Origin of the sequence: Rhodococcus sp. MS13 (assembly GCF_013277835.1) — a bacterium.
In the GTDB taxonomy this organism is placed as follows: Bacteria; Actinomycetota; Actinomycetes; order Mycobacteriales; family Mycobacteriaceae; genus Rhodococcus_F; species Rhodococcus_F erythropolis.
In genome coordinates, this window is sequence record NZ_VBTL01000003.1 from 358,745 (window position 1) to 373,150 (window position 14,406).

Here is a 14,406-nt window from a genome sequence, read left to right on the forward strand (position 1 = left end):
CCACATTCTGTGTACTGGAGGCGCTCGGCGATGCATTCGTTGCTGGGGAAAGCGCGCCTGATACTCGATTCCTTCGATGCGGATTCGGGTGCGCTGTCGCTGACCGAACTTGCGAATCGAAGTGGTGTTGCGAAGGCGACGGTGCATCGAATAGCCGGTGAACTGGTGTCTCTCGGTCTACTGGAACGGGTCGGCACCAAGTACCGGTTGGGGTTACGGCTCTTCGAACTGGGGCAGTTGGTGCCTCGTCAACGGATTCTGCGCGAGGTGTCCTTGACGTATGTGCAGGATCTTCACGCGGCGACCCGGGAGACGGTTCACCTCGCGATTCGCGACGGCCTCGATGTTCTGTACATCGACAAGATCTCCGGTCATCACGGGGTGGGCCTGCCGTCGCGGGTGGCCGGCCGGCTGCCGATGTATGCCACGGCAACTGGCAAAGCGATACTCGCGTACTCACCGGATTCCGTTTTTCGAGCGGTGACAGGCAACGGATTTGTCGAGTTCACCGATCGGACGGTGAACTCGGAAGCCGGGTTACGCAGGCAACTCGACGCTGTTCGTTCGCAGCAGTTAGCGGTCGAGACCGAAGAGGTTCGCCTGGGAACATCGAGTATCGCTGCCCCGATCTTCGGTGGACACGGTGAAGCAGTTGCCGCGATCGGTGTGTCGAGTCCGCGGTATCGAATGGATACCGAGCGTTTTGCCGAACCGTTGCGCGCGGCGGCCGCGGGAATCAGCCGGAAGGTATCGGTTCTCGAACGCTCGGCATAACCGTTCTATCGACGCACGCAGAGCAGCGCGATCACGCCGAGAACCGAAGCCCCGGTCATGGAGATGGCAACGGCAAGACTGGTGTTGCCGAGAAGACCGACGATGGGCGCAACAACAGCGGCAGCGCCGAACTGCGCAAATCCGATCAGCGCGGCTGCTGAGCCTGCGGCTTCTCCGTGGCGGGACAGTGCAACCGCCGGTGCATTGGGCATGACAAAACCCGTTGCGCAGAGCATCAGCAGGATGGGGACGGCAAACCCGACGAATCCCCACGAGTCGGTGGCGGCAACAACAACAAATGCAGCGCCGACGGCACTACTGCCCCACATCGCCCAGATCGTGATGGAATTCGGCGACCACCGGCCGAGAAGCACGACGTTGAGCTGGGACGAACCGATCAGAACGACGGCGCCGCCGGCAAAGGCAAATCCGTATGCGGTGGCGCTCAGTCCGAACTGTTCCTGCATCACGTAGGACGACGCGGCGATGTACGACCACAAAACGCCGCGGCCGAGACCGCACACGAGCACCAACACCATGAAGTGGGCATCACGGCCGAGCGCAATGTAGTTTCGCGCGATGGAACCGATGCCCTTGCCCGACCGATTTTCGGGTGGAAGTGTTTCCGGCAGCGATACTGCCGCGAGTGCGATCATCGCGATGCCCAGGATGAAGAGAGCGAGAAAGACTCCGCGCCACTGTGTTACGGACATCAGTGCCCCACCGATGGAGGGAGCCAGGATGGGCGCTACGCCCATGACCAACATCAGTCGCGAAAGTACAACCGCCGCATCGTGTCCGGTGAATAGATCACGAACGATCGCCATCGCGATCACGCCCGTCGCGGCGGCGCCGAAACCTTGCAGGGTTCGCAGCGCAGTGAGGACTTCGATGGACGGAGCAAAGAAGCAGGCCAACGACGCGCCGACGTGAATTACTGTGCCCACGAGCAGGGGACGTCGACGTCCGTAGATGTCGGACATTGGGCCGATGAGCAACTGGCCGAAAGCCAGACCCAGCAGTGTGCCCGTCAGGGTCAGCTGAACCATCGTGTCCGACGTGCCGAATTCTTGCGTGATCTGTGGCAGCGCAGGAAGATACATGTCGACGGTGAACGGCCCGAGGGCGGTGAGAATTCCGAGAAGCAGTACCAATCGGATTCGTGCACCGCCCGTCGGGGCGATCACCGTTCGTTCAGTTGTGCTGTTGGTCAAGGAAACCCGAAACTACACTGTAGTAGTCGTATGGTCGCTCTTCCTGAAGATGATGCGACGCCTTGTCCATGATGTAGAGATGGCCGTGGGGTATCATCCGCGCCAGCATGAGCGGGTAGTCCGGGGTGAGGAATGCGTCGTGCATGCCCCAGGCGAAGAGCGTCGGCGCCTGGATCTGGCTGAGTTCAGCTGTGAGATCCTGCCAATCGCCACGAGGTGAGTCCGCCGAGGCAGCCAGGGCCATTTCTTCGGGGTCGAGACTTTGCTCGTATCGCATCTGGAGGGTTTCGGCGGGCAACTTCGATCCGTCGAACCATTCGAGGCTGGTGATCAAGGTGCGGAGTTTTTCGAGGGTGGGGCCGGTGCCGCCGTAGTAGACGTCGCGGGCGTTGCGACCACGACGGCCGTCCTCGGGGAGCGGCGCGAGTGGTCCGTAGAAGACGGGCATGCTGCCCGTGATCACCAGGGAGCGAACGCGTTCCGGGTACTTTGCCGCAAGATTGAGCGCTATGGTGCCGCCCCACGAGTTGCAGACGAAGTCTGCGCGTTCGATTCCGAGCTCGTCGATCAGGGCAACCATCTTGGCGGCGTGGAAGTCCCACATGGGGCCGGTGATGGTGCACTTGTCGGACCGACCGTATTGCAGGAGATCAACGAGAATCGCTCGTCGATCCGAGGCGAAGAGCGGTGCCACCGGCCCGAAGTCGGACCACGCAGTGCAGCCGGGGCCGCCTCCGTGCAGGAAAATCGTGGGGTCGCCCTCGCCGAGGTCGTAGTAATGGAATGTGACGCCATCTGCTTTGGCGTACAAGCTCTTCGGTTGATCAGCCATGGCTATACCTGACCTCGAGGTGAGCGGTATGGGAAGTATTGCGGTCCGGCAGGCGAACCCGGTTCGTGGCTGTGAGACTTCCGAATGCCTAGCGTGCTGGCATGAGAACAGAACTCGAGCACGCGCGTGATCGCGCGGAGGCGATGATCGGTACGCGGGAAACGAGAGAGCTGGGACCAGTGCGTCCGGCGGAGTCGGTTGCGTTTGCGGTTGCCGCCGCCGAGACGGACTCCCGATTTCTCGACCCGGAGCACCCGGCATTTGCCGTCCATCCGATGTATCTGCCTTCGCTTTTGCGAGGACCGCAAGGCGGCTCCGATCGAGAGTACCGAGCAGACGGCATGTTCCGTGACGAAGTGCCGGGCACAGACGGTATCGACGTGCGCTTGATGGCCGGCGGGCAGAGTGTGACGTTCTTGCGACCGGCCCCGCTGGATGAGGCTGTCGTCGTAGGGCGCGTACTCGATACTGCGACGACCAAGGGCCGGGCTCCGGACGAGTTTCTGCTGCTCTCGGTCACCAAGACTTACCGGGGTGCGCAGTCCGGCGCATTTGCCGAGGTCGTCGAGAAGTTCATCGTCCGATGACCGAAACAGTAGTCGTGGGCACGCCGATCGAATCGGTAACCTTGGTCTGCGATCCGGTTCGGATCCTTCGATTCGGGGCGTCGACGCACAATTCGCACCGTATTCACTACGACGCCTCCTATGCACAGACGGAGGGGTTGTCCGCCCCGGTGGTCATGGCCCAGTTGCAGGGCACGCTGTTCTTTCGTGCCGCGTCACACTTTGCCGGTGGATACGAAGGAGTTGTGTCAGTCTCCTGGCAGAATCGTGCGCCCGCGCCCGTCGGAACCACACTCGAGGTGTCGGGTGAAGTGTCCCAAATCGACAGTGACCAAATAACTTTGGCGTTGCGGGAGCATTCGGACAATGGCGTGCTGTGTGCCGTCGGAACCGCTGTGGTGGTCCGGGTCTGCTGAGCGAACCGAATCCATTGGCGTAGACCGCAGTCTCACCCAAGATCTGTTTCATTCAAACGTTCAGTGTCGAGAGGACTTCACATGACTGGTGTCGAGGCGTCGGAAGCCACGTTCGCGCTGCCCGAGCGGCCACGAGCGGCCGGTCGGCAGGATTGGACGGCATGGCCGGGTTACAACGCAGCCGGCAGCGGATACCGCGGTTACTGGTACCCGGTCACGTGGTCGAACCACATCACCAAAGACCCCAAGAGCTTCACCATCTGTGGTGAAAAGCTGGCGATCATCCGCGACGCAGGCAAGGCTTATGCCCTGCACGATCGGTGCCCGCACCGCGGCGTTCCGTTGTCCGAGGGCGATCAGCAGTTCCCGGGAACCGTCAGCTGCCCGTACCACGGCTGGACGTACCGGCTCACCGACGGCAAGCTGGCCGCGGTCATCACCGACGGTCCGGATTCCAAGATCTGCGGCAAGCTGAACGTCCAGACCTATGCGATCGAGGAGCGACTCGGTCTGGTGTGGGTGTACATCCCGATCGCCAACGAGCCGGCGCCGTCCATCGACGACCAGTTGCCGCGTGAGCTGGTGGAGAACAAGGGTATCGTCGGTGGTCGTATTCAGCCCCGAGAAGGCAACTGGCGCTTCGCATGTGAGAACGGTTTCGACGAGGGACATGCGAAGTACCTGCACCGCACCGCATTGTGGCGTCTGTTCAAGCCGATGCCCACGTGGAACATCACGAGCATCGTTCCGGAGGGACGCTGGATCTACCGCGTGCAGGAAGAGGTGTACTGGGAGGCGGAATTCCCGGGCGTGGGAACCTGGACGAACAAGCGGTGGTGGAAGAAGAAGCCGGACGAGACCCAGATTTCGCAGATCGGAAACGTCGGCGCCGGCCTGGATGTCAATCCTGTGATCGCAGCTCAGAACTTCCCCGGTTTTGCTTCACTGTCCATGCCGGGTGTCCTGCGCATCGCGTACCCCAAGTTCATTCATTACGAGTTCTACGTCCCGGTGGACGAAGACAACCACAAGTACGTCGGCCTCATGGTCAACTTCGTCTCCGGCGCAGCAAAATTGGGCTTCTACGCCAAGTATCTCGGTGCGATCCGCTGGCTGTTCCACGGTCAGTTCTCGGGTCAGGATGCGTGGATGGTCGAGGTCACCGACGCGCCGCCGGAGAAGCTGTACCGACCGGACGTGTCGCTGACGACGTGGCGAAATCTGGCAGAGGAAGAGTACGCCGAGAAGATCGCCGACGCGGCCAAGCACACCCCCAAGGCGCCGGTCAGGCCCACCCGAGAGCGACGGACGCCAACGCCCCGCTCGGCCCCTGTCGCCGACGCTCAGATTCCCACCGGCACCAGCGAATAGGAGAGATACATGTTCAAGATTCTGACGGCTGTCGCTATCGGTGCCGCTGTTGCAGTGGCAGTTCCCAAGCTGTGGCAGATGGCCGGCGAGCGCAGCAATACTCAGGTACATCAGGTCAATCCATGACCACTGCGAGGGCCGACGCTCTCGCAGGCCTAGGCGACGAGCGCCGGGAATGGGTCGAGCGAGCCTACGCCCATGTCGATCGTGCGCGATTGCGGGATCTCGCCACTTCGGTGGTGAACATTCCCAGCCCGACGGGTGATGAAGCACCGCTGGCCCGCCACATCACGGCGGTCCTGGCAGCGTCGGGAATCGAGGCCCACACAATGGATCTCGATGATCGGCAAGCGAACTCGTGGGGAAGGCTCCGCGGTGACGGGTCCGGACCGGACCTGTTGCTGTATGCGCCGATCGACACCGTCACGACCGGCGATCCGGCGGAAGACCTGCCGTGGGTGGGAAATGAGCTGCGAGCGGATCTGACGCCGCACGCCCAGTTCGACGAGAACTACGTGATCGGATTAGGTGCGTCGAACCCCAAAGGCCACGCCGTCTGCATCGTCGCAGCGGCCGAAGCAATTGCCGCAGCTGGCATTCCGCTCCGCGGTGACCTGGTACTCGGATTCGGCGCCGGCGGTATGCCGACCAATGCCCGGCCCGGTGTCGGAAACCCCCGACACAACACCGGCCAGGGCGTCGGCTGCTCGTTCCTCCTGGAACAGGGAGTGTGGGCGGACTGCGCGCTGATCGCCAAGCCCGGCTGGACGGTTTCCTGGGAAGAAGTGGGCCTGGCCTGGTTCGAGATCACGGTGCACGGTCTGCACACCTACGTCGGCTCGCGCCACCGGTTGCCGTACCGCAACGCGATTACCGCAGCCGGCGAGGTGGTCGCCAAGTTGGAGGAATGGTTCCCGAAGTACTCGGCGGCGCATCAGGACGGTTTGGTTGCGCCTCAGGGGATCGTTGCCAACATCCGCGGCGGGTGGGAGCGAACAGCGTCGTTCACCCCCGAGCAGGTGCGCCTTACCGTTGATCTACGGCTCAGCCCGCGGACGACGCCCACCGCGGCCAAGCGCGAACTCAAAGCCGTCGTTGCGGAGATCGCACAATCGCTGGATCTGCAGATCGACGTCGAACAGGTTCTTGCCATCCCCGGTGAGGGTTCCGACCCTCGAATGTGGTTGCGCCGCGCCGCAGTCCACGCGTGGGAAGCTGCCGAAGGAGAGCCGCATCAGGACTTCTTCGACGCGAGTGGAGCCACCGACGCAAACATCCTGCGCAGCCGCGGCATCCCGACGATTCGGGTGGGTATGCCCAAGGTGGTCGACGCACCGTTCGAGGTGGACTTCGCGATGGGGATGAACACTGTGGATCTGGCTGCGGCGGAGAGATTTACGAAGTATCTGATCCGAGTGGCCCTCGACACCGTCACCCGCTCGCTCGAGGAAGTAGGAATCGACTGATGGCGAAGATAGTTCTGGGTATCGGTGCCTCCCACAGCACCTTGATGAACACCCATTGGGAAGAGACGACGCACAAGGCGGAGGCCGAACGCTTCCGGGACGCGCTGTATCTGAGCCGGGAGAAGATCGCGGCGTCGAAACCCGATGTTGTCTTGATTCTCGGCTCCAACCACTTTCGCGGTTTCTGGCTGGATCTGATTCCGGCGTTCACTCTCGGCGTCGGAGAGTGCATTTCCAGTGGCGAGTCAGGAACACCCAAGGGGCCGCAACGGGTCGACGTGGAGTTCGCCAGGCACCTTGCAAACGAGCTGATCGAAGGTGGCCGGTTCGATCTTGCCTACTCGGCGCGATTGCAGATCGATCATGGTCAGTCTCACGCGATTCAGTACCTTCTCGACGGAATCGATGTTCCGATAGTTCCGTTGGTGGTCAACGTATTCGCGCCGCCCCTCCCGACGTTCAAGCGATGTGAGGAAGTGGCGAAGGCCCTGCGGGATGCCGTTGCGTCGTATCCGGCGGATACCCGGGTCGTGGTGATCGCGTCCGGCGGATTGTCTCATCGTCTGCCCTGGCCGGACTGGCGTGATCCGCACGGTGAGGACGAGGATTTCATGGTTCAAGCCTGGCTGGACGGCCGGGAGAACTGGTCCGACTACGACGTCCGGCGACGCCAGATCATCCGCGCAGCCGATGCCGCGATCACTCCGGAGTTCGATGACCGAATTCTTGATCTGTTTGCCAGCGGCAAGGCAAGTGAGCTTGCCGAGTTCACGACGCAGCAGATCGAAGACGAGGCGGGCAACGGTGCGCAGGAGTTGCGGACCTGGCTCATGATGGCCGCGATGCTCGACTACGTTCCGGGTGAACGCCTTGCCTACGAAGCGATTCCCGAGTGGCTCACCGGTATGGGTGTCACGATTCTCGATCCAGCTGGAACAGACAGCGCAACAACATAATCTGCACCTTCAGTAAAGGAAGTTTCTCTGATGACAATCTGGAACGAACTTGCCGGGCTCGATTTCGAGTTGACGACCGTCGACGCCGGCGGTGTGCCCACGCGCTCTCTGCAGGCAGGATCCGGTGACGAGGCCGTGATCTTCCTGCACGGCACCAGCGGACACCTCGAGGCATTTGCACGCAATATTGCACCGCACGCCGAGTCTTACCAGGTTCACGCGATCGACATGCTCGGCCATGGTTACACCGGCAAGCCTGACTACCCGTACGAGATTCCGCGCTACGTCGAGCATTTGGTGAACTACCTCGACGCGGTCGGACTGGACCGTGTGCACTTGGTGGGTGAAAGCCTCGGTGGTTGGGTCGCTGCCTACCTGGCCAGCGAGCAGCCCGAACGTGTTCTGTCGCTGCAGTTGCTGGCAGCAGGCGGAACAGTCGCGAACCCGGTAGTCATGGAGCGCATCAAGACGTCGACCGCGAAGGCCGTCCAGAGCGACGACATCGAATTGACCCGCGCACGTATGCAGTTGCTCATGCATGATCCCGCCGATGCAACCGAGGAATTGGTTCAGGCTCGTCACCGGATCTACCATCAGCCTGATTTTGTCGCCAACATCCACAACCTCCTTTCCTTGCAGGAGATGGAGGTTCGCCAGCGGAACCTGCTGCGCCCGGATCGAATGGCACTCATCAAGGCGCCGACTCTTGTGGTCTGGGGTCAGGAAAATCCGTTCGGTGATGTTCCGGAAGCGAAGAAGATGGCCGAGGATATTCCGGGCGCTCAGCTCGAACTCTACTCGGAGTGCGGTCACTGGCCGCAGCACGAGCAGGCAGCGAAGTACAACCCGCTGAGCCTCGAGTTCTTGGCAAAGGCATCAGCCAGCGCGAAGGCAGCTATCTGAGAAGTTCCTGCCAAATATACTGCTGCGTAATGGAGCCGGTCTCTCGATTGGGAGGCCGGCTTCCGCGTTTTCGAAGGTACAGTCATCGTCTTACAGCGAAGGAGTTCTCGTGAAGAAAGTACTTCTGCTGACGGCCGACGCCGACAACGGACTCGGTACCGCAATCCGTGACGCCGTCAGGGGTGAGGCGGAAGTAGTTCGATTACCTGAGCGCACCACGGGGGCGCTCCGTGCGGAGTTGCCGACATGCGACGTCGTGGTGGGGGACTGGAGTGGTGATCTGCCACTGGGCAAGGAGGAAGCAGAGCTCGGCCGGAATGTGCTCCTCGTCCAACAGCCTGGTGCCGGAACCAATTTCATCGATGCCGAAGCCTGGCGCGCCGCCGGAGTTCCGGTGGCGAATACTCCCGGTGCAAACGCGAATTCGGTTGCGGAGTGGGCAGTGCTCGCGGCAGGTGTGTTGTGCCGCTCCATGTTCTGGGCGCACAACGAGGTTACCGATGGTCGATGGCCACAGGAATCCATCCTGACGCGCGATTGCCGCGATCTGGCGCAGCGCCGGGTCGGCGTCGTAGGTGTCGGTTCGATCGGCCGCCGGTGTGCAGAATTGTTTGCCGCCTTCGGTTGCGACGTCTACGTCACCGCGCGTTCGAGACCGCGTGACACTGTGGCTGCGACGTTTGTGTCACTCGACGAGTTACTGCCTCTCGCGGATGTCCTGGTGCTGGCCGTCCCGCTTACGGAATCAACTCGGGGACTGATCAATTCCCATCGAGTTGCGCAGTTGCCCACCGGAGCGATCGTGGTCAATGTGGCGCGCGGCGCTGTCGTCGACGACGCGGCATTGGCGCGTGCCTTGCGTTCCAGGCATGTCGGCGGCGCTGCCCTCGATGTGTTCGACGTTGAACCACTACCGATTTCGAGCCCGCTCCGTGGATTCGATTCGACCCTCCTGAGCCCGCACGTCGCCGGCGGCAGCGCCGGAGCGCGTGCGTCGATCTATTCGATGACGGCGCAGAATGTCGCCAGTGCGCTGCGCTCGCAGACAATTCGGTGGACATTGTGATTCGGTGGACATTGTGATCGAGGGCCGTGTTACCGAAGTATTTCGGTCCGCACGTTCCTTCAGGTGCAGTGTTTCGCCGAGGTAAGTTCCTGTCCCCGGTCCGCACGGTGGACCCGGTTGGTTCTCGGGTGTAGGTACACACAGCTAGGTTTGCTCTCCACGACCCGCAACTGCGGCACAGATCACAAACAAAGGTGTGAGTAGATGGCCTCGCTGTCAAAGTTTGGAAGGACTGCTCTTGTTTCGGCTGCGCTGCTGCTGACCGTTGCAACCGGCGCATGCAGCCGCCCGGCGACGCAAAGCACAGCTGATTCCGCCGGAAGTGGACCACTGCGTATCGCAGTCGGAATCGATGCTTCCTACGCTCCGTTCTTCGTAGCGGATCAGGAAGGCATGTTCGACGCTGCCGGTTTGGACGTCGAACTCGTCCAGTTCGGTCGTGGTGGCGAGGCCGTCGACGCACTCTCGACCGGGCAGGTCCAGATCGCCGGTAGCTCCGATACGACAACGATCGCCCAGTTGCGTCAGAATCCGTCGTTGCGCGCGATGTACTCGTACGAGGCGTCGGGTGACTACATCAAGGTCGTGCTGCGTAACGGTGTCGACTCACCGGCTGCGATCAAGAAGATGGGCATCGTCCCGGGTCTCAGCCAGATTTCGACGGACAAGTACCTCGCTGCCAACTCCATTGCCCCCGGTTCGGTCGAGATGATCTCGGCGACCCCGACGGACATGCCCGCACTGCTCAGTCGCGGCGACATCGACGGGTTTGTCCTGTGGGAGCCGTGGCCGGCCACCGCCCTGGATCAGGGAACCGGCCACGTGGTGGCAGTAACCGGAGACTACGGCTGGTTCTATCATCATTGGGCGATCACGACGGCTCCGTGGTTGTCGTCCAACGAAGAGACAGCGCGAACCGTCGCGAAGGTGCTCGACGAGGCAACGCGCAAGGTCGAGTCGGATCCGGGCGTGGCAGCGTCCGCGACCAAGGCGGCTGTGAACGTCAGCGAGGACCAGACTATTGCCGCGGTGGACGAGATCGACTTCGCCGTGGTGAATCTCGAAGCTGCGGATGTCGAGTCGGCTCAGTCGATCGTAGATTTCTACAAGTCGATCGGTGTTCTCAGCGACCAGCCGGATCTCGAATCGGCAATGCTTCTGGATTGGTACAAGGATGGTGCACAGTGAGTATCGCAACAAGTGGTTCAACGACCAGCTCGACGAATAGCGCGGGGACAGCCGGCCCCGGCAAGAAGAACACCGGTGTTGCCATCGACGTGGTCGACCTCGGAATCAGCTTCGGCGCGGCGGAGATCGTCGCCGGAATCGACATGCACGTGCAGCCAGGTGAATTCGTCTGTCTGCTCGGTCCGAGTGGCTGCGGCAAGTCGACGCTGCTGTCGTCCATGGCCGGCTTCGTGGAACCCAGCGCCGGCGAGATCGTGTGCGACGGAGATGTCGTCGCCGGCAGTAACCGCCACGCCGGCATGGTGTTTCAGAGCTCCGAAGCGTTGTTCGAATGGATGACCGTGAGCCAGAACGTGGCCTACGGCCCCAGGATGCGTGGAGCGAACCGCAGCGAGCAGGCGAGTATCGCGGCCGAGTACCTCGCGATGGTCGGCTTGCCCCACGCGGGTGCGAAGTTCCCCTCGCAGCTGTCCGGCGGTATGCGGCAACGTGTTCAGATCGCACGAGTTCTTGCCAACCAGCCGTCATTGGTTCTCATGGACGAGCCGTTCGGTGCGTTGGACGCTCAGACTCGTCAGGTTCTGCAGACCGAACTCGACCGTATCTGGCGGCACACCCGCTGCACCGTGGTATTCGTGACTCACGATATCGACGAGGCACTGACGTTGGCTGACCGTGTGATCGTGATGTCGGCCGGCCCGCGGGCCCGGATCAAGAGCGTCTACGAGGTCAATGCGGCTCGTCCGCGAGACCGCAACGATCCCGAGGTGATCGAGCTCTACGAGAAGCTGCGGGACGACATTCGGGCAGAAGTGGTTGCGTCGCTGCGGAACCAAGGCATTGAGGAGGACGAGCTGTGACGGCTGTAGTGACCGGTGGTTCAGCCGGTGTGAGAACAGCGAAGGTGGCGCAGACAAAAAAGCGTTCGTCGGCGCGGCGATCCAAGATTGTCAAAGCGACGCTGATGTATGCAGCCTCAGCGGCAATCGGTTTGGGCATCTGGTCGTTCCTGGCGTGGTGGTACGGGCCGACCACCATTGCATCACCGGCCGAAGTATGGTCGGCGGCACAGGAACTGTGGGAGAGCGGCGTTCTGTGGTCGTCGATCACCGCATCGGGTCAGCGCATCCTCATCGGCTGGTTCCTGGGTGTCGTGATCGGTGCTCCCGTCGGAATTCTGATGGGCCGCATTTCCATCGTGCGACAGCTCCTCGATCCGTACATCGAGTTCTTCCGGTTCATTCCGCCTATTGCGTTTGTCACTCTCGCCGTCGTCTGGTTCGGCATCGGTGAGACGTCGAAGGTTGTTCTGATCTTCTACACCTCGGTATTCATCGTCACGGTCAGCACGATTGCCGCGACTGTAGCGATCAGCGAGAACAAACTGCAGGCAGCGGCAAATCTTGGTGCCAACAAACTTCAGATCATGAAGACGGTGGTCTTGCCGTCGTCGATCCCCGGCATCGTCACGGGCGCTCGCCTGGCGATGGGCAACAGCTTCCTCACCATCGTGTCGGCGGAGATCGTCGCCGCCGACCAGGGTATCGGTTCGATGATCTGGCAGGCTCGAAACTACGGCCGGATCGACTGGACGTTCGTCGGCATCATCGTCCTGGGCATCATGGGCTTCATCTTCGACCGGATTCTCCGCATTCTGTCCTCGCGGTACCTCGCCCGTTACGGCGTCAAATAGTCAGGAGCGCAGCATGAATCACCCGCTGAGCATTGCCGAGCAGGCCGGAATTCCGGGACCGCCCGAGTTCACCGATATCGAGAGTGAGCGGCGTCGTCGCAAGACCGCTGTCATCGGCGGGTATCGGATTTTGTCGAAATTCGGTTTGGACGAGGGAATCTCGGGACATATCACCGCCCGAGACCCAGAGGATCCGGAGACTTTCTGGACTGCGCCGTTCGGGCGGCACTTCTCCCAGGTTCAGCCGGAGGAATTGCTGCATGTGGCGTCGGACGGCACGGTCATTTCCGGAGACGGACCGCTCAACCGAGCAGCGTTTGTCATCCACAGCAAGGTTCACGAGGCTCGTCCCGACGTCATCGGAGCTGTTCACGCTCACGGTTTGAACGGTAAGGCGTTCTCCTCGCTGCACACCCGCCTCACGCCGATCGCTCAGGACGCGTGCGCCTTTCACGAGGATCACTCGATCTACGAGGAGTATCACGGGGTGGCGCTGGACGAAGAGGAGGGGATTCGCATCGCGGATGCCCTCGGATCGAACAAGGCCGTGATCCTCACCAACCACGGTCATCTGACCGTCGGAGCTTCCGTGGAGAGCGCAGTGTGGTGGTATGTGTCGATGGAGCGGTCGATGCAGGCGGAGCTGACGGCGCGAGCCGCCGGTGATCCGGTTGTCCTGCAAGAGAAGATCGCGGCGCAGACCTACGAGGCAGTCGGCACCGAGAAGGTGGGGTGGTTTGCGTACTCGACCATCATCCAGAAGATCGCAGCAGACGAACCCGAGGTATTCGCGCACTGAATTCTTCGCGCACTGAATTCTTGCGAGCATTTGGGCCCGTAGACCGAGAGGTCGGCGGGCCCTTTTCGTGGTGTCCCGCAACTGTTACCGAGGTCTGTTGAGCGGACCGGTTTCATTTGCGGGAGTCCGTCAGCGCAATACCGTATCGAGCGTGAACACAACGTCTTCCACGGCGACCGACAACGAGATCGGCGTCGATATTCTGATCATTGGTGCCGGCCCCGCCGGGCTATACGGCGCGTACTACGCAGGCTTCCGCGGCCTCTCGGTTGCCGTGATCGATGCCCTTGCGGAACCGGGGGGACAGGTTAGTGCGATGTACCCGGAGAAGGCGATCCTCGACATCGCAGGATTCCCTTCGGTCAAGGGACGCAACCTGATCGAGGGTTTGATGGCGCAGGCTGCCCCGTTCGATCCGGTGTACCTTCTGGGCATGCAGGCTCGTGAGCTGTCGCATGACGACGACGGCCGGGTGCGGATCACCACCAGCACGGGCCAGGTCGTGGTGGCCGGCGCGGTTGTCATCACCGGCGGCATCGGAACCTTCACCCCGCGTCCGTTGGCGAAGGGTTCGGAGTTCATGGATCGGGGGCTGAGTTACTTCGTCCCGGATTTGTCGGCGCACACCGGGAAAGACGTTGTCATCGTCGGTGGCGGCGACAGCGCGTTCGACTGGGCCGTTCACCTGGAACCGATTGCCAAGTCCGTCACCCTGGTTCACCGGCGAGATCGTTTCCGCGCGCACAAATCCACAGTCGCCAAGGTGCTGGAAAGCAGTGTCCAGGTTCTCGTCAACGCCGATGTCTCGGCGGTACGTGGAAACGGGCGGATCGGCGAGGTCGACATCACCCACAAACAAGACAAGAGCACGTCCACGCTGCCCGCTCAATCCGTCATCGCTGCATTGGGATTCACGGCCGACCTCGGTCCGATGATGGAGTGGGGAATCGAGATCGACAATCGCCACATCGCGGTGAACACACGGATGGAGACGAATGTTCCGCGTGTGTATGCCGCCGGGGACATCACGGACTATCCCGGCAAGGTCCGCTTGATCGCCGTCGGTTTCGGCGAGGCCGCGACTGCGGTGAACAACGCTGCGGCAGTGCTGGATCCGGAAGCAGAAATCTTCCCTGGACACTCCACCGAACAGGAGAGCTAG

At 61.7% G+C, this 14,406-nt stretch carries 15 protein-coding genes; 13 read left to right on the forward strand and 2 right to left on the reverse strand.

Annotation, left to right across the window (positions count from 1 at the left end; translation table 11 throughout):
• Nucleotides 1-30: 30 nt before the first annotated feature.
• The gene (locus FEZ59_RS07390; RefSeq protein WP_097388011.1) at nucleotides 31-774 is read left to right on the forward strand and encodes an IclR family transcriptional regulator; all 744 of its coding nucleotides are present in this window, start codon (nucleotides 31-33) and stop codon (nucleotides 772-774) included.
• Between the two features lie 5 nt (nucleotides 775-779).
• On the opposite strand, the gene FEZ59_RS07395 is transcribed toward FEZ59_RS07390, so the two are convergent.
• Both FEZ59_RS07395 and FEZ59_RS07400 read right to left on the reverse strand, forming a co-directional pair.
• Complete coding sequence (locus FEZ59_RS07395; protein ID WP_133728637.1) at nucleotides 780-1,961, reverse strand: multidrug effflux MFS transporter; 1,182 nt, start codon at nucleotides 1,959-1,961, stop codon at nucleotides 780-782.
• Between the two features lie 7 nt (nucleotides 1,962-1,968).
• Nucleotides 1,969-2,820: an alpha/beta hydrolase gene (locus tag FEZ59_RS07400; protein ID WP_172932473.1), complete on the reverse strand. Its 852-nt coding sequence runs from the start codon at nucleotides 2,818-2,820 to the stop codon at nucleotides 1,969-1,971.
• Between the two features lie 101 nt (nucleotides 2,821-2,921).
• Between FEZ59_RS07400 and FEZ59_RS07405 the strand changes: the two genes are divergently transcribed.
• From FEZ59_RS07405 to FEZ59_RS07460, 12 genes are all read left to right on the forward strand, one after another.
• Nucleotides 2,922-3,407, forward strand: coding sequence for a hypothetical protein (locus FEZ59_RS07405; protein WP_021332873.1), 486 nt, complete (start codon nucleotides 2,922-2,924; stop codon nucleotides 3,405-3,407).
• Nucleotides 3,404-3,802, forward strand: coding sequence for a hypothetical protein (locus tag FEZ59_RS07410; RefSeq protein WP_019746497.1), 399 nt, complete (start codon nucleotides 3,404-3,406; stop codon nucleotides 3,800-3,802). The genes FEZ59_RS07405 and FEZ59_RS07410 overlap by 4 nt, the downstream gene beginning before the upstream one ends.
• Before the next feature lie 81 nt (nucleotides 3,803-3,883).
• The gene (locus tag FEZ59_RS07415) at nucleotides 3,884-5,173 is read left to right on the forward strand and encodes an aromatic ring-hydroxylating dioxygenase subunit alpha (protein WP_007731634.1); all 1,290 of its coding nucleotides are present in this window, start codon (nucleotides 3,884-3,886) and stop codon (nucleotides 5,171-5,173) included.
• A 122-nt stretch (nucleotides 5,174-5,295) separates the two neighbouring features.
• Nucleotides 5,296-6,639, forward strand: coding sequence for a peptidase dimerization domain-containing protein (locus tag FEZ59_RS07420; protein WP_172932474.1), 1,344 nt, complete (start codon nucleotides 5,296-5,298; stop codon nucleotides 6,637-6,639).
• Nucleotides 6,639-7,595 carry a 3-(2,3-dihydroxyphenyl)propionate dioxygenase gene (locus FEZ59_RS07425; RefSeq protein ID WP_007731630.1) on the forward strand — a complete coding sequence of 319 codons (957 nt, stop codon included), beginning with the start codon at nucleotides 6,639-6,641 and terminating at the stop codon, nucleotides 7,593-7,595. The genes FEZ59_RS07420 and FEZ59_RS07425 overlap by 1 nt, the downstream gene beginning before the upstream one ends.
• 30 nt (nucleotides 7,596-7,625) lie before the next feature.
• On the forward strand, nucleotides 7,626-8,498 hold the full coding sequence (locus tag FEZ59_RS07430; RefSeq protein WP_021342536.1) for an alpha/beta hydrolase: 873 nt from the start codon (nucleotides 7,626-7,628) through the stop codon (nucleotides 8,496-8,498).
• Nucleotides 8,499-8,607: 109 nt separating this feature from the next.
• Entirely contained in the window at nucleotides 8,608-9,564 is a 957-nt protein-coding gene (locus FEZ59_RS07435) for an NAD(P)-dependent oxidoreductase (protein WP_019746501.1), read from the forward strand.
• A 204-nt stretch (nucleotides 9,565-9,768) separates the two neighbouring features.
• Nucleotides 9,769-10,752: an ABC transporter substrate-binding protein gene (locus FEZ59_RS07440; RefSeq protein ID WP_046377789.1), complete on the forward strand. Its 984-nt coding sequence runs from the start codon at nucleotides 9,769-9,771 to the stop codon at nucleotides 10,750-10,752.
• Entirely contained in the window at nucleotides 10,749-11,612 is an 864-nt protein-coding gene (locus FEZ59_RS07445) for an ABC transporter ATP-binding protein (RefSeq protein WP_007731623.1), read from the forward strand. Before FEZ59_RS07440 ends, FEZ59_RS07445 begins: the two co-directional genes overlap by 4 nt.
• Nucleotides 11,609-12,445, forward strand: a complete 837-nt coding sequence (locus FEZ59_RS29985; protein WP_021342537.1) for an ABC transporter permease — start codon at nucleotides 11,609-11,611, stop codon at nucleotides 12,443-12,445. The genes FEZ59_RS07445 and FEZ59_RS29985 overlap by 4 nt, the downstream gene beginning before the upstream one ends.
• 13 nt (nucleotides 12,446-12,458) lie before the next feature.
• Nucleotides 12,459-13,244: a class II aldolase/adducin family protein gene (locus FEZ59_RS07455; RefSeq protein WP_172932475.1), complete on the forward strand. Its 786-nt coding sequence runs from the start codon at nucleotides 12,459-12,461 to the stop codon at nucleotides 13,242-13,244.
• Nucleotides 13,245-13,395: 151 nt separating this feature from the next.
• Nucleotides 13,396-14,406, forward strand: coding sequence for an FAD-dependent oxidoreductase (locus FEZ59_RS07460; protein WP_172932476.1), 1,011 nt, complete (start codon nucleotides 13,396-13,398; stop codon nucleotides 14,404-14,406).

Excerpts from the sequence above, each read along its gene's own strand:
- FEZ59_RS07390 (WP_097388011.1), top strand. The coding sequence starts at position 31 with ATGCATTCGTTGCTGGGGAAAGCGCGCCTGATACTCGATTCCTTCGAT.
- FEZ59_RS07400 (WP_172932473.1), bottom strand. The coding sequence starts at position 2,820 with ATGGCTGATCAACCGAAGAGCTTGTACGCCAAAGCAGATGGCGTCACA.
- FEZ59_RS07405 (WP_021332873.1), top strand. The coding sequence starts at position 2,922 with ATGAGAACAGAACTCGAGCACGCGCGTGATCGCGCGGAGGCGATGATC.
- FEZ59_RS07410 (WP_019746497.1), top strand. The coding sequence starts at position 3,404 with ATGACCGAAACAGTAGTCGTGGGCACGCCGATCGAATCGGTAACCTTG.
- FEZ59_RS07415 (WP_007731634.1), top strand. The coding sequence starts at position 3,884 with ATGACTGGTGTCGAGGCGTCGGAAGCCACGTTCGCGCTGCCCGAGCGG.
- FEZ59_RS07420 (WP_172932474.1), top strand. The coding sequence starts at position 5,296 with ATGACCACTGCGAGGGCCGACGCTCTCGCAGGCCTAGGCGACGAGCGC.
- FEZ59_RS07425 (WP_007731630.1), top strand. The coding sequence starts at position 6,639 with ATGGCGAAGATAGTTCTGGGTATCGGTGCCTCCCACAGCACCTTGATG.
- FEZ59_RS07430 (WP_021342536.1), top strand. The coding sequence starts at position 7,626 with ATGACAATCTGGAACGAACTTGCCGGGCTCGATTTCGAGTTGACGACC.
- FEZ59_RS07440 (WP_046377789.1), top strand. The coding sequence starts at position 9,769 with ATGGCCTCGCTGTCAAAGTTTGGAAGGACTGCTCTTGTTTCGGCTGCG.
- FEZ59_RS07455 (WP_172932475.1), top strand. The coding sequence starts at position 12,459 with ATGAATCACCCGCTGAGCATTGCCGAGCAGGCCGGAATTCCGGGACCG.